The organism is Janthinobacterium sp. P210006, from assembly GCF_036231885.1.
Taxonomy (GTDB): Bacteria; Pseudomonadota; Gammaproteobacteria; order Burkholderiales; family Burkholderiaceae_D; genus Janthinobacterium; species Janthinobacterium violaceinigrum.
The window spans coordinates 1,087,431-1,106,300 of the sequence record NZ_JAZARD010000001.1 but is presented as its reverse complement, the minus strand read 5'-3'; the positions used below and the strand labels follow the sequence as shown (position 1 = coordinate 1,106,300).

The following is an 18,870-nucleotide window of genomic DNA, read 5'->3' as shown; positions in this document are numbered from 1 at the left end:
GGTATTTTAAGCGCGCACATCGCGCAGCGAATTATAATGCGCTTAATGGAAAACCCTACCCAATTCGTCCAATGGCTGCGCTCAGTCGCGCCCTACATCCACGCCTTTCGCGGCAAGACCTTCGTGGTCGCCTTCCCCGGTGAACTCGTCAGCGCCGGGGCGCTGCAGGTGCTGGCCCATGATTTATCCCTGCTGCATGCGCTGGACATCAATGTCACCGTCGTCTACGGCTCGCGGCCGCAGGTGGCGGAACAACTGGCCTTGCGTAACGTCGAAGGCCGCTTCCACAACGGCGTGCGCATCACGGACATCGCCGCACTGGAATGCGCGAAGGAAGCTGCCGGCGAACTGCGCCTCGATATCGAGGCCGCGTTCAGCCAGGGCTTGCCGAACACGCCCATGTCGCATGCGGCCATCCGTATCATTTCCGGCAACTTCATCACGGCGCGCCCGCTGGGCGTGATCGATGGCGTGGACCTGGAACTGACGGGCATCACGCGCAAGGTCGACGCCGAAACTATCCACTCCATCCTCGGTTCGGACGGCCTGGTGCTGCTGTCGCCGCTGGGCTTCTCGCCCACGGGCGAAGCATTCAACCTGACCATGGAAGACGTGGCCTGCAGCGCCGCCATCGCCCTGCATGCGGACAAACTGATTTTCATCACGGAAACACCGATGATGGAAGACGCCACGGGCGTGGAAATCCGCGAACTGTCGTCGCACCAGGCCGAAGCCGTGCTGATGGCCGGCTTCTTGCCCGATGCCACGGCGTTTTACTTGAAACATTGCGTCAAGGCATGCCACAACGGCGTCGAGCGCTCGCACATCGTGCCGTTCTCGATGGACGGTTCCGCCCTGCTGGAATTGTTTACCCATGATGGCGTGGGCACCATGATCAGCCATGAAAACCTGGAAAGCCTGCGCCAGGCCACCATCGAAGACGTGGGCGGCATCATCAAGCTGATCGAACCGCTGGAAGCGGACGGCACGCTGGTCAAGCGGGGCCGCGAGCTGATCGAGCGCGAAATCGATTATTTTTCCGTCATCGAGCATGACGGCGTCATCTTCGGCTGCGCCGCCCTGTACCCGTTCCCCGCGCAAAAGATGGCAGAAATGGCATGTTTGACGGTGAACCCGGAAGTGCAAGCCCAGGGCGATGGCGAGCGCATCCTGAAACACATGGAAAACCGCGCCCGTGCCGCCGGCCTGAACAAGCTGTTCGTGCTGACCACGCGCACTTCGCACTGGTTCAAGAAACGGGGCTTTGTGCCGGCCACGGTCGACGATTTGCCGAAGGACCGCCAGCATATGTATAACTGGCAACGTAAATCCCAAGTACTGATCAAGACACTGTAAAACTGAAAAAGCCCGGCATGCCGGGCTTTTTCATTACTGGAACATCATTACTTGATGTTCAGCGGGGCAAACGATTTGACCAGATCGTCGAGCGCCTTCAATTGCACCAGGAACGGTTCCAGCTGGTCCAGCGGCAAGGCGCTGGGGCCGTCGCAGCGGGCGTTGTCGGGGTCGGGGTGTGCTTCCAGGAACAGGCCGGCAATGCCGACGGCCAGGCCGGCGCGGGCCAGGTCCGCCACTTGCTGGCGGCGGCCGCCCGAGGCGGCGCCGCCGGGATCGCGTTGCTGCAACGCATGCGTGACGTCGAAGATGATAGGCAGGTCGTCGCAGGTTTTTTTCATGACGCCAAAGCCCAGCATGTCGACCACCAGGTTGTCGTAGCCGAGGCAGGTGCCTCGGTCGCACAGGATCAGTTGATCGTTGCCCGCTTCCTTGAATTTCTCGACGATATTGGCCATCTGGCCAGGGCTGAGGAACTGCGGCTTCTTGATGTTGATCACTTTACCGGTTTTCGCCAGGGCCACGACGAGGTCCGTCTGGCGCGCCAGAAAGGCGGGCAATTGCAGCACGTCCACCACTTCGGCCACTTGCTGGGCCTGCCATGGCTCATGCACGTCGGTAATCACAGGCACGCCGAACGCCGCTTTCACGTCCTGGAAGATGCGCATGCCTTCTTCCAGGCCCGGGCCGCGGTAGGAATGGATCGATGAACGGTTGGCCTTGTCGAAACTGGCCTTGAACACATAGGGAATGCCCAGTTTTTGCGTCACGCGCACATATTCTTCGCAGGCGCGCATGGCAAGATCGCGCGATTCGAGCACGTTGATGCCGCCAAACAGCGCAAAGCTGCCTGTATTGCTGACATCGATGCCATGGACTTTCACTGAGGTCATAGGGATTCCATCTTGGTTAATTGCTACTACTGGGTTGGACGAGGCGCCGCCAGCGGCTGGCGCGATAAGGCATCTTACTAGCTAGGACGGTACAGATCAAATTTGATCCAGCGCAAGGGCGCGGCAAACGGCCTGTCGCCGGGCCGCGACGGCCCCGCGAGGGCTGGCGCAAAGTGCCTTATAATCACGCTTTATCTCTACACTGATTCAGGAGCACAGATGGCCCGCACGATCCACTGCATCAAACTCAACAAGGAAGCCGAAGGACTGGACTTCCCGCCGTACCCGGGCGAACTGGGCAAGAAAATTTACGAATCGGTGTCGAAAGAAGCCTGGGCTGCCTGGCTCAAGCACCAGACCATGCTGGTCAATGAAAACCGTCTGAACCTGGCCGACGCGCGCGCCCGCAAATACCTGGCCACACAGATGGAAAAGCATTTCTTCGGCGATGGCGCCGATGCGGCCATGGGCTACGTGCCCCCAACCGAGTAAGTTTTTCGCTACTCCCGCCCGTGGCCGCCGCGCCGCGGGCAGCTTCCCGCCTCATCCCTTCCCGTTTCACGCCGCCTGACGCTGTTTCACGGCAGACCTTTCCCGTTTCGTCGCATCCGCCTCGCCGTCCGCGCCGCCCGCTGGCACAGTACGTCCATCGACAACCTCACACCAAGGCGGACACCATGTTGCAGCAAATCTTCAGCCACACTCCCCTCTACGTCTGGGCCATCCTGGGCTTTCTCGTGTACCGCGGCGTGCTGGCCAGCCGCGCCCGCGAAGTGACCTTGCGCAAGCTGTGCATCATTCCCCTGGTCATGCTGGCCCTGTCCCTGAGCGGCGTGCATGGCAGTTTCGGCTTGGCCGGCATGGCGCCGTTCGCCTGGGTGGCCGGCGCCCTGGCCGGCGCGGCACTGGCCTGGACCTTGGCCGATCCGCGCAAGATCGTCGCCATACCCGAGCGGGGCAGCGTGCAGCGCTCCGGCAGCTGGGTGCCCCTGGTCTTGATGATGAGTATTTTCTGCATGAAATATGCCGTGGCCGTGACCCTGGCCATCGTCCCCGCCTATGCCCAGGCGAACGGCTTCATGGTACCCATCTGCCTCGCCTATGGCTGCTTCAGCGGCATCTTCCTGGGCGGCCTGCTGCGCACCGTGGCCGTGTACCGCCAGGCACAAATGACAAGCGGCCCGCAAGGGGCCGCCGTCTAAAACATCTACGCCGGCAAACGCCGGCGATCACCTCAGTACGCCAGGGTGCGCACGCCTTCCGGCATGCCCAGCAGGCAAACATTGGCGCCGCGCACGGCGAACAGGCCCACGGCAATGACGCCGACGATCTGGTTGATCTGCTGTTCCAGCGCCACCGGATCGGCGATCTGCAAGCCCAGCACGTCGATGATCTCGCCGCCGTTGTCGGTAATGAACGCTTCCGTGCTGCCCGCCTTCAGGCGCAAGCGGGGCGTGCCGCCCAGCGCGGCCAACTGGCGCGACACGGCGGCGCGCGCCATCGGCACCACTTCCACCGGCAGCGGGAACGCGCCCAGGGTGCTCACCAGCTTGGAGCCGTCGGCGATGCAGACAAACTGTTTCGATACGGAAGCCACGATCTTTTCACGCGTCAACGCCGCGCCGCCGCCCTTGATCATGGCGCCGCTGGCCGTGATTTCATCGGCGCCGTCGATGTAGACGGCGATCGATTCGACGTCATTCAGGTCGAAGACGGGAATGCCATGGCCTGCCAGGCGCGCGGCCGTCGCCTCGGACGAGGCGACCGTGCCCTTGATGCGGTCCTTGATCTTGGCCAGCTCATCGATGAAAAAATTGGCGGTGGAACCGGTACCGACACCGATGATTTCACCGTCCACCACATAGGCTATGGCGGCGCGGGCTACGGCTTGCTTCAATTCGTCTTGGGTCATGGCATTCAAGCTAAAGTAAGGAATGGCGCTATTTTAACGGATTGCCAGCCCGGCCAACCGGCCATCATGACCGAGCATTCGATTTGATACAACAGTGAAGCGGGAAAAATTTGCCTCAGGGCAATTGCGCGGCCAATTACTCTCTATGCCCTTTAAAATATGCGAAAATGGCACGATTGACCGATATGACGTTTCAGGAATAGCAAATGAATCACAGTAAACAGGTACTTGTTGTCGATGACAGCCGGGTTTCACGTTTGATGTCGCATCAGTTCATCCTCAGCAAACATGCCGACTGGCAGGTCATTGAGGCGGCGACAGGCGAAGAAGCCCTGGAAAAAGTCAAGGCAGCCACCCCTGTCCTGATATTACTGGATGTCAACATGCCCGGCATGGGCGGCATGGCGGCGGCGGAACAATTGCGCGCGCTGTGCCCGCAAACGCACATCGTGCTCGTCACGGCAAATGTGCAAAACGCCATCCGCCAGCGCGCCAGCGAACTGGGCGTGGGCTTCATGGAAAAACCGATCACGGAAACCCGCATCCACCAGCTGATCGCATCCCTGGGATTGTGAGCATGGTCAATCTCTCCGAACTCGAAAACGATGCCCTCGTAGAGATATTCAACATCGGGGTGGGCCATGCGGCCGCCGCGATGAGCGAGATCGTCAATGAAGAAGTCACCATGTCGGTGCCTTCCATCACGTTCCTGAACCGTGCCGATGCGGCCGCCCTGCTGGGCAGCAAGAAGGATGGCGAGCGCATCTGCGGCGTCAGCCAGCATTACGACGGCGCCTTCGCCACCGAAGCCATCCTGATGTTCCCGGAAGACAAGAGCCTGGAAATCGTGCGCCTGATGGTGGGCGACGCCATGCCGCTGCAGGAACTGACGGAGATGGAACAGGAAGCGATGAGCGAGATCGGCAACATCATCCTCAATTCCTGCGTCGGCACCCTGGCCAACCTGTTCGACAGCGAACTGCATGGCTCGCTGCCCCTGTACCACGTGGGCACCAGCGCGGAAATCCTGTCCTCGTTCGGCGGCCAGGATGACGAGGCCGTCGTGCTGATGCTGCATATCGACTTCGTGCTCTCCAAGCACCAGATCCACGGCTATGTGGCGTTTGTGCTCGACCTGTCCGCCTTGCACGACCTGAAGCAGCAAGTCAGCCGCTATCTGGCCAAGGTCCTGGGACAGGCGTGACGATCATGCCGGATGCATTGCATCGACTCGCCCTGCTCGAAAGCATACTCGGTGCCGTCAACCTGGGCGCCATCGTGCTCGATGAGCAGCACCGCATCGTGCTGTGGAATAACTGGATGGCGCGCCACTCGGCGTGCCCGGCCGACGCCGTGCTGGGCCAGGATTTCTTTGCCGTGTATCCGGAGCTGCGGCACAAGCGCATCGATTCGGCCATCACCCAGGCCTTGCGCGACAATTTCCAGTCGCTGCTGTCGCAAACCCTGCACAAGGCGCCGTTCGCCCTGTACACGCATGGCGCGGGCAGTGGTTCGGCAGAAGGCCAGGAACGCATGCAGCAGGCGATCGCCGTCACACCGATCAATTTACCCGGTTCGCCGCGCCATTGCCTGATCCAGATCAATGACGTCACCATCGCCGTGGGGCGCGAAAAGCTGCTGCGCGAACAGACCATGGTGTTGCGTTCGCAAACCTTTGCCGACGGCCTGACGGGCATCGCCAACCGCCGCCACTTCGACGTGGCGATCGAGAAGGAAATGCGGCGCGCCATGCGCACGGGCAGCCCCCTGTCGCTGCTGATGATCGACATCGACCATTTCAAGGATTACAACGACCACTATGGCCACCAGCAGGGCGATGGCTGCCTGATCCGCGTGGCGGCCGAGCTGGCTGCCATGCTGCAGCGCCCCACCGACCTGCTGGCGCGCTATGGCGGCGAGGAATTTGCCGCCATCCTGCCCGACACGGATGCGGCGCAGGCGCTGAGCATGGCCGAGGCCATCCGCCAGCGGGCGGCCGACCTGCGCATTCCGCATGCCAAGACGGGCAACGACGTCAAGCACATCACAGTCAGCATCGGCATCGCCACGCAGCACCCGCAGCAGCAACTGGCCATCTCCGCCCTGATCGGCGCCGCCGACCGCGCCCTGTACCTGGCCAAGCGCGCCGGACGCAACCGCGTGATGGTGCAGCCGCTATAAGAAAAGCAACGTAGGGCAAAGGATTCCAGTAGACATCTTTACGGCGTGTGCGTAGACTCGTGACTAGATTGCAGCAACAATAACAAGAATTTATCTGTGGTATCTATCCCTGCGCATGGCCCTCCATGCGGGACATGGCCAGGAGCGCTTGTGAACCTCGATCCTCCCCTCAGATCCGGCTTGCCGGGTGCCGGCATGGATACGACCATGGTGAACGGCATGCGTTTGCTGCTGTCGAGCGCTACCTTGCTGACCCTGTTCATCGATCCCGAAAGCGCCGGCAAACTGAGCAGGATTACCTGGCTGATCTTTTCCGCCTACACCATGCACAGCCTGTTGCTCTACGTGCTGACCCTGCTGGGCTTCAGCCTGCCCCAGGACATCCTGCTGTACTGGCTGGACGTGGCCTGGTATGCGCTGATCGTGTTTTCCACCAGCAGCCACAACAATTTATTCTTCCTGTTTTTCTTCTTTGCCATCCTGACCTCGTCATTCCAGCGGGGCTTCGAGGAGGGCGCGCGCGTCACGCTCGCTTCGGCCGGCCTGTTCGCCGCCACCGCCCTGTTCGGCGAAACGGATGCGGAACTGTCGCGCCTGCTGCTGCGCACCACCTTCCTGCTGGCGCTCGGCTACATGATCGCCTACTGGGGCGGCTCGGCCATCACGCAGCGCAGCCACCTGGCGCTGCTGCGCGACGTCAGCCAGCTGTCCAATCCCCGCTTCGGCGTCGACCAGACCATCACCTCGGTGCTGGAAAAAACCCGCAGTTATTTCAACGGCCGCAGTTGCCTGCTAGTGATGCAGGACAAGGGCACGCGGGTCTGGTCGCTGCGCAGCGTGATTCAGACGGCAACGGGCGTCGTGCACACCAGCTCGCTCCTGAGCGACGATGCCGCCAGCCCCCTGCTTGCTTTTCCCGCCGATAAAATCGCGCTGTACAACCAGCCCGCGGGACGCTGGCTGCCGTGGAGCGGCGGCGCGCGCATGCTCGAGCCCGACAGCGGGCGCTGGCTGCGGCATGACGAGGCGGCAGGAGCCCGCCTGGCCGAGCTGCTCGAAGCGCATGCCTTCATCAGCGCGCCGCTGCCTTTGCGCAATGGCAAGGGCCGCATCTTCATCGTGTCCGCCACCAGCATGAGCAAGACGGACGCCCTGTTCCTCAGCCATATAGGCGCGCAGGCGTTTCCCGTCATTGAAAACATCGACCTGCTCGACCGCCTGGCCTCGCAGGCGGCCTCGCGCGAGCGCGAAAAGATCGCGCGCGACCTGCATGACACGGCCGTGCAGCCGTATATCGGCCTGCGCCACGGCCTGGCCGCCCTGCGCAACGAAGCCACGCCGGGCAACCCCCTGCTGCCGGAACTGGAAAAGCTGATCATCATGTCGGGCCAGGTGATTACGGACCTGCGCAGCTACGCGCGCACGTTCAAGAACGGCCAGGTGCAAAGCGAGCCGGAACTGCTGGTGGCGCTGCGCCGCCAGGCCACGCAGATCCGCGAATTCTATGGCATCGACATCGCCCTGCACATCGAAGGCGACCTGCATATCAACGACCGCCTGGCGGCCGAGGTGTTCCAGATCGTCAACGAAGGCATGAGCAATATCCGCAAGCATACGTCGGCGCGCCACGGCGCCGTCAAGCTGACCTGCGTGCAGGGCGCACTGCACATCAGCATCGACAATGAGTGCGCCGCCGCGCACGTGCCCGATTTCCTGCCCGACTCGCTGGCCGAGCGCGCCGCCGCCCTGGGCGGCAACGCCCGCGTCACGCACAGCATGCTGGGCAACACCTCCGTGCAGATCGAGATCCCCATATGAACGACAATCGCGCCATGCCGCCGGCCAGCCATACCATCAGCGTCATGCTGGTGGACGATCACAAGACCATGCTGTGGGGCCTGGAGCGGCTGATCGGCGGCGAGCATTCGGGCATGCGGGTGGTTGCCACGGCGTCCGACGGTGCCGAGGCGCTGGAACAGGCGAAGGCGCTGCAGCCGGACGTGATCGTGCTGGACCTGGACCTGGGCGGCATCAGCTCGCTGGCCATCCTGCCCGCGCTGGCGCAGCGCGGCAGCACGCGCGTGCTGGTGCTGACGGCCAGCCACGACCAGGCCATCCTGGACCAGACGGTGCTCAAGGGCGCGCGCGGCATCGTCAGCAAGGATGCGCCCGCGGAGATGGTACTGAAAGCCATCGAAAAGGTGTACCACGGCGAGCTGTGGCTGGAACACGCGATGCTGGGACGCATGCTGACGCAACTGACCCAGCCCGGCGGCGGTTCGGCGCAAGCCGTCGCCGTCGCCAGCCTGACCCTCAAGGAAAGAAAGATCATCGCCGCGCTGGTGCACGGCAGCGGCACGCCGGCCAAGCTGCTGGCGGACCAGCTGTTCATCTCCGAACACACCTTGCGCAATCACCTGACCTCGATCTACCGCAAGCTGGGCGTGTACAACCGCCTGGAACTGTACGCCTACGCCACCAAGCACCAGCTGGGCGAATTGCCGCCCGGCGCCTGACCCCGCCCCTGCCGCGCGGCCGCCACCTGGCCGCGCACCGCCTCCCCGCCCTCCCCTGCCTGCAACACCCCTGCGGCGCCATCGGCCTGCCCCGCCAAGCCCCTGCGCATCGAACTCGACCATGACAATTGTCACGAAAAAAACAAGCAGTTCCTCCTCGCAATAAAAGGATGTTCTTCTGATGTAGATCAAGTTGCCAACTTCTATAGTGGTTTTACCGAAGTGCAGATCACCGCGCGGCCCACCACGACACGGAGCACAGCATGCGCTTTGACAAGTTTCTTCCGACGGCCCTGATCACCTACTTGCAGGGCAAGGAAAAAGCTGCGTTCTACCGCTATGCACTGGTGGCAGCCCTCATGGCGGTGGTGTGCATCATCGGACTGCTGGCACTGGGCGAAAGCCCATGAGTCCGCCAAGCCGAAGCATCAGCAAGCCCAGCTGCAATACCGTTTTACCCACCGCTGTATCTTAACCACCGCTAGGAGTTGTCATGAACCTCATCAAAAACTTTATCCGCGAAGAAGATGGCGTCACTGCAATCGAGTATGGCCTGATCGCCGCCCTGATCGCCGTCGTGATCATCGCCGCCGTCACCATCGTCGGCACGCAGCTGAAAAAAACCTTCAGCACCATCGGCACCAAGCTCACCACCGCCAACGGCTGATGCGTCGCAGTCCGGGCCGGTCCAGCGCCAGCCCGGACAGTTCTCCCCGACACACTCCAGCATGCCCACCTTGACTCTGCATAGCGAGGCCCATCGTGAAATCTTTCTTCCGCCGTTTATCCGACGAGTCGGCCGTCACAGCGATCGAATACGCGCTGCTGGCGGGCCTGATAGCGGTAGTGCTGGTGATCACGATCACCGTGCTCGGCGACCAAGTCAAGCTGCTGTTTGTCTACGTCAAGGACCAAGTGGTCCTGGCCCTGTCATGAACGCCCTGCGCGCCTCGCTGCGCACCCACCGCGCCCTGCTGCTGATCGTGCTGCTGTACGCCGCAGCCGCCGCGCTGCTGGCCGGCGGCCTGCCCAGCGCATCGGACATCCTCAACGTGCTGGCCGGCTTCCTCGTGGCCATTCTCACGGGCCCCATCTTCATCCTGTGCGGCTACACCATCCATGTCATGGTGATGCGGCGGCCGCACCGCCTGTGCCACTACCTGTACCACGATCTGCGCCGCTACCTGAGCAACGAGCGCCTGCTGCACGCGCTGCCGGCCATGCTGCTGATCCCCATCTTCGCCTCCAGCTTCACCGTCTTCAAGGCCGCCATCCCGCGCCTGCACCCCTACACCTGGGATGCCACCCTGTCCGCCTGGGACATGGCCCTGCACGGCGGCATGGCGCCATGGGAAAGGCTGCAGCCGCTGCTGGGCCACCCGCTGATCACGGGCCTGCTGAACTTCAGCTACCATTTCTGGTTCTTCCTGTTCTACGCCATCCTGTACTGGCTCATCCTCGATACGCGCCGCCCGCTGCTGCGCATGCAGTTCCTGCTCAGCTTTGCACTGACCTGGATTGCGCTGGGCAGCATCCTGGCCGTGCTGTTCGCCTCCGTCGGCCCCTGCTACTACGGCCACTTCCACAGCAGCGATCCGTATGCGCCGCTGATGGCCTACCTGCATGACGCCAACCAGCACGTCCCCGTCTGGGCCCTGCAGGTGCAGGACATGCTGTGGCAAGGCTATCAAAGCAAGGGCAGCAACGGCGAACTGGGCATTGCAGCCATGCCCAGCATGCACGTGGCCACGGCCATGCTGATGGCCATGATGGGCTGGAGAGTCAGCCGCGCCGCCGGGATCGCCCTGTCCGTCTTTGCCGTGATGATCATGCTCGGTTCCATCCACCTGGGCTGGCACTACGCCGTCGACGGCTATGTGGGCGCGGCCGGCGCGGCGCTGGTCTGGCACCTGGTGGGACGGCTGCTGGGCAGCCAGGTGGCGGCACCGGCCATGAACCTGGCCGCCGTGCCCTGCATGAGCAAGGAAGGACTGACGTCATGAACGCCCACCTGCCCATGCTGCTGTGCCTGGCCATGCTGGCCAGCCTGCTGGCCGCCGCGCTGTGGCACGACCTGCGCACGCGCCGCATCCCGAACCGGCTGGTGCTGTGGGGCACGCTGGCGGGATTGATACTCAACAGCTTCGTGCCATCGGGCGACGGCCTGTTCGACGCCTCCTTCGGCGGCCTGGGATTGCTGCAGGCGCTGGCCGGCGCCGCCACCGGGCTGGCCCTGCTGCTGCCCATGTATCTGCTGCGCGCCCTGGGCGCCGGCGACGTCAAGCTGATGGCCATGTGCGGCGCCTTCCTGGGCCCCGATGCCGTGCTCGAAGCGGCCCTGCTGACCTTCCTGGCCGGCGGCGTGCTGGCCCTGGCCGCCGCGCTGGCAGGCCAGCGCCTGCGCCAGGTACTGAAAAACACCTATCACATGATGCTGGGCGCCCTGCTGCACAGCCTTGCCGGCGGCGCCGCCACGATTGCCGAACCGCCGCCGGCCACCGGCAAGCTGGCCTACGCGTTCGCCATCGCCAGCGGCACCCTGCTGCAGGTGTTCCTGCATTACACGCACCTGTGGAGCTTGCGCTGACACGCGCCGCCCCGATACCGCCACCCACGAATGGACACGACCATGGAAACCATCGCCACCCTCTTCAGCTCACGCCGCGCCAGCCTGCTCACGGGCATCGCCATGGCCTGCCTGTGGAGCGTCTTCGCCAGCGCCCACGTGCTGGCCTTCCTGCACGGCGGCGACTGGAGCTATCTGCTGTTCTGCGCCGCCGAAACCCTGGCCGCCCTGTTCTTCATCGTGCGCTCGGCCCCCGTCAGCGTCTCCACCGATGCGGGCGACTGGCTGCTGGCCATCGGCGCCACCTTCGCGCCGTTTTTCTTCTCGCCTGCCGACATGACCATCTGGCCCGGCGCCCGCTACCTGCTGGCCGTCGGCAGCCTGCTGCAGATCGCCGGCCTGCTGTCGCTGAACCGCAGCTTCGGCCTGGTGGCGGCGCAGCGCGGCATCAAGACGCGCGGCATGTACCGCGTGGTGCGCCATCCCGTGTATGCGAGCTACCTGATCTCGTCGAGCGCCTATCTGCTGACCAATGCCTCGCCCATGAACGGCGCCGTGTACATCCTGGCCATGCTGATGCTGGTGGCGCGCCTGCTGCGCGAGGAACGCTTCCTGTCCACCGACGTGCGCTATCGCGTGTACATGCGGCAAGTGAAGTATCGCCTGCTGCCCTTCATCTTCTGACATCCGGCCACCCGAGCAAGAGGAGTACGCATCATGCCTGACACCTACCCAGAACGCAGCGACGGCGGCGGCATCGAGCCGGCCGCCAAGCGCGCGCCACGCACCGTCGAGGAAACGGGATTGCCCTTCCTGTTCCTGGTCGAACTGCTGGTCAAGATCCTGTTCCTGCGCGGCCAGATCGGCCTGCCCGCACTGTCGACGCACGTCAAGCTGGGCGCCGGCGTGCTTGAACCGCTGCTCACGTTCATGCGCGCCGAAAAACTGTGCGAAGCGCGCCGCAACGGCGGCAGCGGCACCGACGCCGACCTGTATTACCTGCTGGGCGACCAGGGCCGCCTGCGCGCCGCCGAATACATGCGCCGCAATGCCTACAGCGGTCCCGCCCCCGTCACCCTGGCCGACTACAGCAACCAGGTGCTGGCACAAAGCGTGGCGGACATGCAGGTCACGCGCGACGACGTGCAGCGCGAGTTCCGCGACGTGGTGGCCAGTTCGGCCGTGCTCGACCAGCTGGGCGCGGCCATGAATTCCGGGCGCGCCCTGTTCTTCCACGGCCCGGCCGGCAGCGGCAAGAGCTACCTGGCCGAGCGCCTGAACGGCCTGCTCAGCGGCACCATCGCCCTGCCCCATGCCGTGATGGTCGACGGCGAAGTGCTGCCCTTCCTCGACCCCATGCTGCACACCCTGTCGCACGGCGGCTCCGTGCCGCCCGACCCCCGCTGGGTGCGCGCCGCGCGCCCCGCCGTGCTGACGGGCGGCGAGCTGACGCTCGACATGCTGGACCTGCAATTCGACCAGGGCAACCGCCTGTACCAGGCGCCGCCGCACCTGAAGGCCAACAACGGCATCTTCATCATCGACGACCTGGGCCGCCAGCGCTGCTCGCCCGTGGAACTGATGAACCGCTGGATCGTGCCGATGGCGCGCCACATCGACTACCTGTCGCTGCACACGGGCTACAAGTTCCCCGTGCCCTTCGACGTGATCGTCGTGTTCTCGTCGAACCTGGCGCCGCAGCACCTGGCCGACGACTCCTTCCTGCGCCGCATCGGCTACAAGATCCACGTGGGCCCGCTGAGCGCCTACCACTACCTGGCCGTGTTCCGCAGCACCTGCGCCCAGCTGGGCATCAATTTCGACGAAGCCTCGTACACCTATCTGCTGCACCTGCACAGCCAGTACGGGCGGCCCCTGCTGGCCTGCTATCCGCGCGACATCCTGGCACAGGTCTGCGACCAGGCGCGCTATGAAGACCACGCGGCGCAGCTGTCACCGGAAGTGCTGCTGTGGGCATGGAAAAACTATTTCGGCAGCGATGACGACCTTGCAAGCACACATAACGGACCGGCAGCGGTCCAGCACAAAGGGGAAGCAAAATGAGAAACGCACGCGCTCTGACGATGATGGCCATTGCGGTCATCCTGGCGTTCGCCGCGGTCATCGTGGCCGCGCGCTGGATCAATGCCCAAGCCTCGGGCAACATCAACAAGGTGGCCGTCGCCCAGATCGACATCAGCCTGGGGGCACGCCTCACGCCCGACATGGTCCGCATGGTGGACTGGCCGTCGAACGCGCTGCCGCCGGGCGCCATCAACGATCCGAAACTGCTGGAAACGCGCGTCACGCGCACCAGCATCCAGCACGGCGAACCGATCATGGAAGGCAAGCTCGCGCCTCCCGGCACGCAAGGGGGCCTGTCGGCCGTCGTCGCCGAAGGCAAGCGCGCCATGACCGTGCGCGTCAACGATGTGGTGGGCGTGGCCGGCTTCGCCCTGCCCGGCAACTTCGTCGACATCCTCGTCAATACCCAGGGCGAGGGCGCCCGCAAGACGCCGGACCGCGACCCGAACATTTCCAAGATCGTGCTCGAACGCATCCTCGTGCTGGCCATTGCCCAGGAATCGAGCCGCGACGACACCAAACCCAAGGTGGTCAACGCGGTGACCCTGGAACTGACGCCGGACCAGGCGGAAAAACTCGACCTGGCACGCAGCGTGGGCACCCTGTCGCTGGTGCTGCGCAATCAGGTCGAGGACAAGCCCGTCAACACGGAAGGCGCCACCAAATCCAGTTTGCTCGATGAAAAAGTCGCCGTCGCAGCCCCCGCCGCCATGGTGCAAGCCAAGCCGCTCCCACGCCGCCGTCCTGCCGCCGCACCTGCACCACAGACCGGACCACGCGTCGATGTCATCAAGGGGCTGGAACGCAGCTCCCAACAATTCTAACCTGCACCAGAGGAGCCTAGCCATGAGTACATATCGCACAGCAAGCGGCATCCGGGGCCTGCGCCTGGCGCTTGCCATCGCCGCCATCGGCGCCCTGGCACCCCGGGCGCACGGCGAACCCGTCGCCGCCACTGCCGCTACCGCCACCGCCGTTGCCGCCGAAACTGGCGCCAGCCGCAGCAGCCGGGCAGCCGTCCGTCCCAAGGCCACGCCGCCGCAAAGCGAGTCGCGCGCCGGCCGTACCGAGATGGCGCCGCAAATGAGCCTGGCCGAAGGCAAGTCGACGCTGATGCGTTTGCCGTTTGCCGCCAGCCGCATGTCCGTCGGCGATCCCCGCATCGCCGACGTCATCCTGCTCAACCCGAACGAGGTGTACCTGCTGGGGCGTTCCGTCGGCACCACCAACCTGATCCTGTGGAACAAGAGCAACGACGCCACCATCATCGACCTGGCCGTCGGCATCGACAGCAGCAGCCTGCAGGCGCGCATCGCCGAGCTGCTGCCGAACGAAAAAATCCACGTCGCGGTGGCCGGCGACACCCTGATCCTGTCGGGCATGGTCAGCGATGCCGTCAAGGCCGACCAGGCCCTGTCGCTGGCCAACGCCTACGTGCAGCGCAGCGCCCGCAGCGGCTCGGCCAGCTCGGGCAGCAGCGCCGCGCCGGCCGCAGGCGCCCCTGCCGCCGCCCCTGCCGCAACGCCGGATGCAGCCATGCCGCGCGTGATCAACCTGCTGTCGATCGCCGCGCCGCAGCAGGTCATGCTGGAAGTGAAAGTGGCCGAAGTGTCGAAGGTGCTGGTCGACCAGCTGGGCGCCAGCCTGGGCATCAACAAGACCATCGGCAGCTGGTCCTACTCGCTGCTGTCCAGTCTGCTCAGCAACAATCCCAGCGGCTTGAGCGGCGCCAGCAAGAACAACTTCTTCAACCTCGACGCGCAAAAACGCGATGGCCTGATCAAGGTGCTGGCCGAACCGAACATCATGGCCATCAGCGGCCAGGAGGCCAGCTTCCTGGCCGGCGGCAAGATCTTCATCCCCGTCAGCCAGACCAACAATGGCGGCGTGCCCACCATCACGCTGGAAGAGAAGGAATTCGGCGTGGCCGTGAAATTCACGCCCACCGTGCTCGATGGGGGACGCATCAACCTGAAGGTGGCGCCGGAAGTGTCGGACCTGAACAAGGACGGCATCGGCATCACCGCCACCGGCATCTCGACAACGGCCATCCTGCCCTCGTTCACGACGCGGCGCGCCACCACCACGGTGCAGCTGTTCGACGGCCAGAGCTTCGCCATCGGCGGCTTGATCAAGAACAATGTGACCAGCAATATCAAGGCCCTGCCTGGCCTGGGCGAGGTGCCCGTGCTGGGCGCCCTGTTCCGCAGCACGGACTTCCAGACGGACCGTTCGGAACTGGTCTTCATCATCACGCCGCACCTGGTCAAGCCGCTGCCGGCCGACTACAAGCTGCCCACCGACGACTATATCCAGCCCACGCGCGGCGACATGTTCATGCAGGGAAAAATGGAAGGCAGCGCTCCCGCTCCCGCCCCTGCAGCGCCAGCAGCCCCCATGCAGCCGCAAGCGGCCGCGCCCCAGCCCGCCGCCGGCTTCGACCTCAAATAGGAGAACACCATGAAAACCGCACACTGCCTGCCTTGCGCCACCCTGCTGTCGCTGCTCTCGCTGCTGGCCGGCTGCGCCGCCACCACCACGCCCGTCCTCGATTCCCACTTTGGCGAATCGGTGGCCCTGCTCAAGGCGCAGCAGATCATGTATCCGGACGCCTACCGCAACACCAATCCTGTCAGCGGCATCGACGGCAAGGCCGGCGCCAGCGCCTACCAGCGCTACCAGAAATCGTTCAGCACGCCGGAGCCGCAGGCGAATGTCTTCGCCATCGGCGTGGGCGCGCGCCAGTAGGCGCCAGTTCCGCGATGCACTCCCCCCAGGCCACCAGGAGACCCCCATGAAAACCGCATTCCGCAGGCACGACAGGCAGCAGGGCGCGATCGCCATCGTGCTGGGGCTGACCCTGGTGGTGCTGTTTGCCATGGGGGGCCTGGTGCTGGACCTGGGCCACCTGTACATCGCCAAGACCGAGCTGCAGAACGGCGCCGACAGCGCCGCCCTGGCCGGCGCCGTGGAACTCAATCAAAGCGCGGCCGGCATCGACAACGCGCAGACGAAGGCCATCGCCATCGCGCAAAAGAACCGCTACGACTTTTCCACCACCCTGACCATCACGGCCTCCAACATCAGCTTCGGCCCCAGCCCGAACGGCCCCTGGTCGTCCGGCGCCACCGCCCGCACCAGCCCGCAGGGCATGACCTTCATTCAGATCGACACGGGCAGCAAGACCTTCGCCACCTACCTGATGGGCATTGCCGGCATCGCCAGCACCAGTACCTCGGGCGTGGCCGTGGCGGGCCGCTTCGTCAACGACGTCACGCCGATCGGCGTATGCGCCGTCGATCCGGCCAACAGGACGGCGCAATACACGTATCCGGCCGCGCCGGCCGGAAGCGGCCTGACGGAACTGCTGGAATTCGGCTTCCGCCGCGGCGTCACCTACAATCTGTTCGGCCTCAATCCCCTGGGCGGCTCGTCCGACCCTTACCTGATCAATCCCGTCGACGCCCCGCCCAGCGCCTGCGACCCTTCGCATTCCAGCGCCAATTCCACCGCGCCCTTCATGTGCACGGGCAGCAGCGCCGTCATCACCAGCGGCACCGGCCAGGTCTACACGAACACGGGCCTGAGCGCCGGCAAGATCGCGGCCGCCCTCAACTCGCGCTTCGACGTCTACGGCGGGCCGTCCGTGTGCGACCCCACGACGGCGCCGCCCGACGTCAACATCAAGGAATACCCGTGCGTGGGCGGCGCCTCGCCCTGCGCCTCCAGCGCCGCCAATTCGCCGCCCACCGGCTGGATGCAGCCGGGCGCCAGCACCCTGCCCAGCCAGCAGTCGGTGAGCCTGTCCGGCAACAAGCCGAACTACCGCCTGCCGCCAACCTTCACGACGCCCGTGACGGCGGCCCAGGCGCAGTTTGCCGGCTACGGCGTGCTGTGGTCCTACGGCCCCGCCTACCAAAGCAATGGCGCCACGCCCGCCAAGGCCGGCGCGGCCTATAGCGTCACGGACGCCAACGCCAACCCCATGTACAACACGACCAAGGCAAACTACTTCGACACGGCCAGCTACCCCGTCAGCGCCGACGCCTCCTTCCCTGCAGGCACGCCGCCCTCGCCGTACAACCAGAGCAGCGGTCCCACGTTCCAGGCGCCGTCGGCGTCGCATCCGGGCCAGCGCAACCGCCGCATCCTGAACGTGGTGCTGGTCGATTGCCGCACGGCGCCCGTGGGCCCGGCCTCGTGCGGCGCCATGACGGCGGTCGGCATCGGCAAATTCTTCATGACGATGAAGGCCGATTTCAGCGGCGGCGCGCGCCTCGACGTCGAATTCGCGGGCCTGATCGAGCCCGTGCCGAATTCCGAAATCAAACTCTACAAGTGAGGCGGTCATGCCCATCCCCCATTCCCATGCCCGCCAGGGCGGCGGCGCCGCCGTCGAATTCGGCATCGTGCTGGCCCTGCTGGTCACCCTGCTGGCCGGCATCTTCGGCTTCGGCCGCGCCTTCTGGTACTACGATGCGCTGAACAAGGCCACGCGCGACGCGGCGCGCAACATGTCCGTCAAGGCCAAGGCCAGCATCGCCTCGCAGGGCGTGGCGGCGGCCAAGCAGACGGTGGTCGACGCGGCCATCAGCGCCGGCATCAGCGACTTCACCACGGCCAACGTGACGGTCACCTGCCTGGACGCCAGTTTCAGCGACAGCAACTGCACCGATGGCACGGCGCCGGGCGGCATCCGCGTCGAAGTCGTCAACTACACGCTGTCGGTGGGTCAGTACCTGCCCTTCGTGATCGGCACGGCCACCACCTATGCCACGCCGCTCGCACCGCGCACCACCATGCGCTACATGCTGTAAGGAGAACGCCATGCGCCACCGCCTTTCATCGTCGCCCCCAGCCGGATGCCAGCGCGGCGCCGCCGCCGTCGAATTCGCCCTGGTGGCGCTGCTGTTTTTCACCCTGCTGTTCGGCATCCTCGAATTCGGCCGCATGCTGTACCTGTACAACACGGTGCAGGAAGTGAGCCGCCGCGCCGCGCGCGAAGCGGTGGTGCGCTGGATCGACCAGACCGACGCCGTGAAGACCCTGGCCCTGTTCGGCGGCACGGCGCTGCCGGCCGCTCCGGAACTGACCGCCGCCAACATCACCATCAGCTACCTGAACAAAAGCGGCGCCGTGGTGACCCTGCCGCCCACCGATCCCGGCGACAACCTGTCGGCCTGCGGCGACAACACGCGCACGGCCAGCTGCATCGACAGCGTGCGCGTGTCGATCGACAACGTCAGCTATACGCCGATGGTCAGCCTGTTCGGTTTTCTCAATATCGCCGTGCCGGCCTCCGTGGTGGTCATGCACGCCGAAAGCCTGGGCTTCCAGATCAACTGAACGCCTTTACCGGGG

The 18,870-nt window shown here is 64.6% G+C and carries 23 protein-coding genes; 21 read left to right on the top strand and 2 right to left on the bottom strand.

Going from position 1 to position 18,870, the window contains the following annotated elements:
• Positions 1-45: 45 nt before the first annotated feature.
• Positions 46-1,356: an amino-acid N-acetyltransferase gene (gene argA, locus VPH41_RS04940; protein ID WP_046685875.1), complete on the top strand. Its 1,311-nt coding sequence runs from the start codon at positions 46-48 to the stop codon at positions 1,354-1,356.
• A gap of 47 nt (positions 1,357-1,403) precedes the next feature.
• Here the strand turns inward: argA and kdsA are convergent, their stop codons facing one another.
• The gene (gene kdsA, locus VPH41_RS04935) at positions 1,404-2,249 is read right to left on the bottom strand and encodes a 3-deoxy-8-phosphooctulonate synthase (protein WP_328569135.1); all 846 of its coding nucleotides are present in this window, start codon (positions 2,247-2,249) and stop codon (positions 1,404-1,406) included.
• Positions 2,250-2,468: 219 nt separating this feature from the next.
• Here kdsA and VPH41_RS04930 point away from each other — a divergent pair, with 219 nt between their 5' ends.
• Positions 2,469-2,741: an oxidative damage protection protein gene (locus VPH41_RS04930; protein ID WP_034750797.1), complete on the top strand. Its 273-nt coding sequence runs from the start codon at positions 2,469-2,471 to the stop codon at positions 2,739-2,741.
• 20 nt (positions 2,742-2,761) lie between these two features.
• Positions 2,762-3,451, top strand: a complete 690-nt coding sequence (locus VPH41_RS04925; protein WP_328569134.1) for a DUF6622 family protein — start codon at positions 2,762-2,764, stop codon at positions 3,449-3,451.
• Between the two features lie 32 nt (positions 3,452-3,483).
• Here VPH41_RS04925 and rpiA read toward each other — a convergent pair whose 3' ends face one another.
• A complete protein-coding gene (gene rpiA / locus VPH41_RS04920; protein WP_152284975.1) occupies positions 3,484-4,161 on the bottom strand; it encodes a ribose-5-phosphate isomerase RpiA in 678 nt (225 codons plus the stop codon).
• A 206-nt stretch (positions 4,162-4,367) separates the two neighbouring features.
• On the opposite strand from rpiA, the gene VPH41_RS04915 reads away from it, so the two are divergent.
• From VPH41_RS04915 to VPH41_RS04830, 18 genes are all read left to right on the top strand, one after another.
• The gene (locus VPH41_RS04915) at positions 4,368-4,736 is read left to right on the top strand and encodes a response regulator (RefSeq protein WP_152284976.1); all 369 of its coding nucleotides are present in this window, start codon (positions 4,368-4,370) and stop codon (positions 4,734-4,736) included.
• A gap of 2 nt (positions 4,737-4,738) precedes the next feature.
• Positions 4,739-5,365 carry a chemotaxis protein CheC gene (locus VPH41_RS04910; RefSeq protein ID WP_034786994.1) on the top strand — a complete coding sequence of 209 codons (627 nt, stop codon included), beginning with the start codon at positions 4,739-4,741 and terminating at the stop codon, positions 5,363-5,365.
• Between the two features lie 5 nt (positions 5,366-5,370).
• Positions 5,371-6,342 (top strand): diguanylate cyclase domain-containing protein, encoded by a 972-nt coding sequence (locus tag VPH41_RS04905; RefSeq protein ID WP_328569133.1) that lies wholly within the window; start codon positions 5,371-5,373, stop codon positions 6,340-6,342.
• 150 nt (positions 6,343-6,492) lie between these two features.
• Positions 6,493-8,160 (top strand): sensor histidine kinase, encoded by a 1,668-nt coding sequence (locus VPH41_RS04900; RefSeq protein ID WP_152284978.1) that lies wholly within the window; start codon positions 6,493-6,495, stop codon positions 8,158-8,160.
• On the top strand, positions 8,157-8,858 hold the full coding sequence (locus VPH41_RS04895; protein ID WP_226939218.1) for a response regulator: 702 nt from the start codon (positions 8,157-8,159) through the stop codon (positions 8,856-8,858). The genes VPH41_RS04900 and VPH41_RS04895 overlap by 4 nt, the downstream gene beginning before the upstream one ends.
• A 263-nt stretch (positions 8,859-9,121) precedes the next feature.
• Positions 9,122-9,268 (top strand): hypothetical protein, encoded by a 147-nt coding sequence (locus tag VPH41_RS04890; RefSeq protein ID WP_158300249.1) that lies wholly within the window; start codon positions 9,122-9,124, stop codon positions 9,266-9,268.
• 83 nt (positions 9,269-9,351) lie between these two features.
• Positions 9,352-9,525: a Flp family type IVb pilin gene (locus tag VPH41_RS04885; RefSeq protein ID WP_102296553.1), complete on the top strand. Its 174-nt coding sequence runs from the start codon at positions 9,352-9,354 to the stop codon at positions 9,523-9,525.
• Positions 9,526-9,620: 95 nt separating this feature from the next.
• Entirely contained in the window at positions 9,621-9,794 is a 174-nt protein-coding gene (locus VPH41_RS04880; protein ID WP_152284979.1) for a Flp family type IVb pilin, read from the top strand.
• Complete coding sequence (locus VPH41_RS04875) at positions 9,791-10,861, top strand: phosphatase PAP2 family protein (RefSeq protein ID WP_328569132.1); 1,071 nt, start codon at positions 9,791-9,793, stop codon at positions 10,859-10,861. The genes VPH41_RS04880 and VPH41_RS04875 overlap by 4 nt, the downstream gene beginning before the upstream one ends.
• Positions 10,858-11,445, top strand: coding sequence for an A24 family peptidase (locus VPH41_RS04870; protein ID WP_328569131.1), 588 nt, complete (start codon positions 10,858-10,860; stop codon positions 11,443-11,445). The genes VPH41_RS04875 and VPH41_RS04870 overlap by 4 nt, the downstream gene beginning before the upstream one ends.
• Before the next feature lie 42 nt (positions 11,446-11,487).
• Positions 11,488-12,108 (top strand): methyltransferase family protein, encoded by a 621-nt coding sequence (locus tag VPH41_RS04865; RefSeq protein ID WP_193317665.1) that lies wholly within the window; start codon positions 11,488-11,490, stop codon positions 12,106-12,108.
• Positions 12,109-12,141: 33 nt separating this feature from the next.
• The gene (locus VPH41_RS04860; protein ID WP_226941579.1) at positions 12,142-13,488 is read left to right on the top strand and encodes an ATP-binding protein; all 1,347 of its coding nucleotides are present in this window, start codon (positions 12,142-12,144) and stop codon (positions 13,486-13,488) included.
• Positions 13,485-14,333 carry a Flp pilus assembly protein CpaB gene (gene cpaB / locus VPH41_RS04855; protein ID WP_152284982.1) on the top strand — a complete coding sequence of 283 codons (849 nt, stop codon included), beginning with the start codon at positions 13,485-13,487 and terminating at the stop codon, positions 14,331-14,333. Before VPH41_RS04860 ends, cpaB begins: the two co-directional genes overlap by 4 nt.
• Before the next feature lie 22 nt (positions 14,334-14,355).
• Positions 14,356-15,960 carry a type II and III secretion system protein family protein gene (locus tag VPH41_RS04850; protein ID WP_328569130.1) on the top strand — a complete coding sequence of 535 codons (1,605 nt, stop codon included), beginning with the start codon at positions 14,356-14,358 and terminating at the stop codon, positions 15,958-15,960.
• Positions 15,961-15,969: 9 nt separating this feature from the next.
• Complete coding sequence (locus VPH41_RS04845; RefSeq protein ID WP_328569129.1) at positions 15,970-16,257, top strand: pilus assembly protein; 288 nt, start codon at positions 15,970-15,972, stop codon at positions 16,255-16,257.
• Between the two features lie 46 nt (positions 16,258-16,303).
• Positions 16,304-17,851, top strand: a complete 1,548-nt coding sequence (locus VPH41_RS04840) for a TadE/TadG family type IV pilus assembly protein (protein WP_328569128.1) — start codon at positions 16,304-16,306, stop codon at positions 17,849-17,851.
• Between the two features lie 7 nt (positions 17,852-17,858).
• Positions 17,859-18,326, top strand: coding sequence for a TadE/TadG family type IV pilus assembly protein (locus VPH41_RS04835; protein WP_328569127.1), 468 nt, complete (start codon positions 17,859-17,861; stop codon positions 18,324-18,326).
• 10 nt (positions 18,327-18,336) lie between these two features.
• Positions 18,337-18,855 carry a TadE/TadG family type IV pilus assembly protein gene (locus tag VPH41_RS04830; protein ID WP_152259244.1) on the top strand — a complete coding sequence of 173 codons (519 nt, stop codon included), beginning with the start codon at positions 18,337-18,339 and terminating at the stop codon, positions 18,853-18,855.
• Positions 18,856-18,870 lie beyond the last annotated feature (15 nt).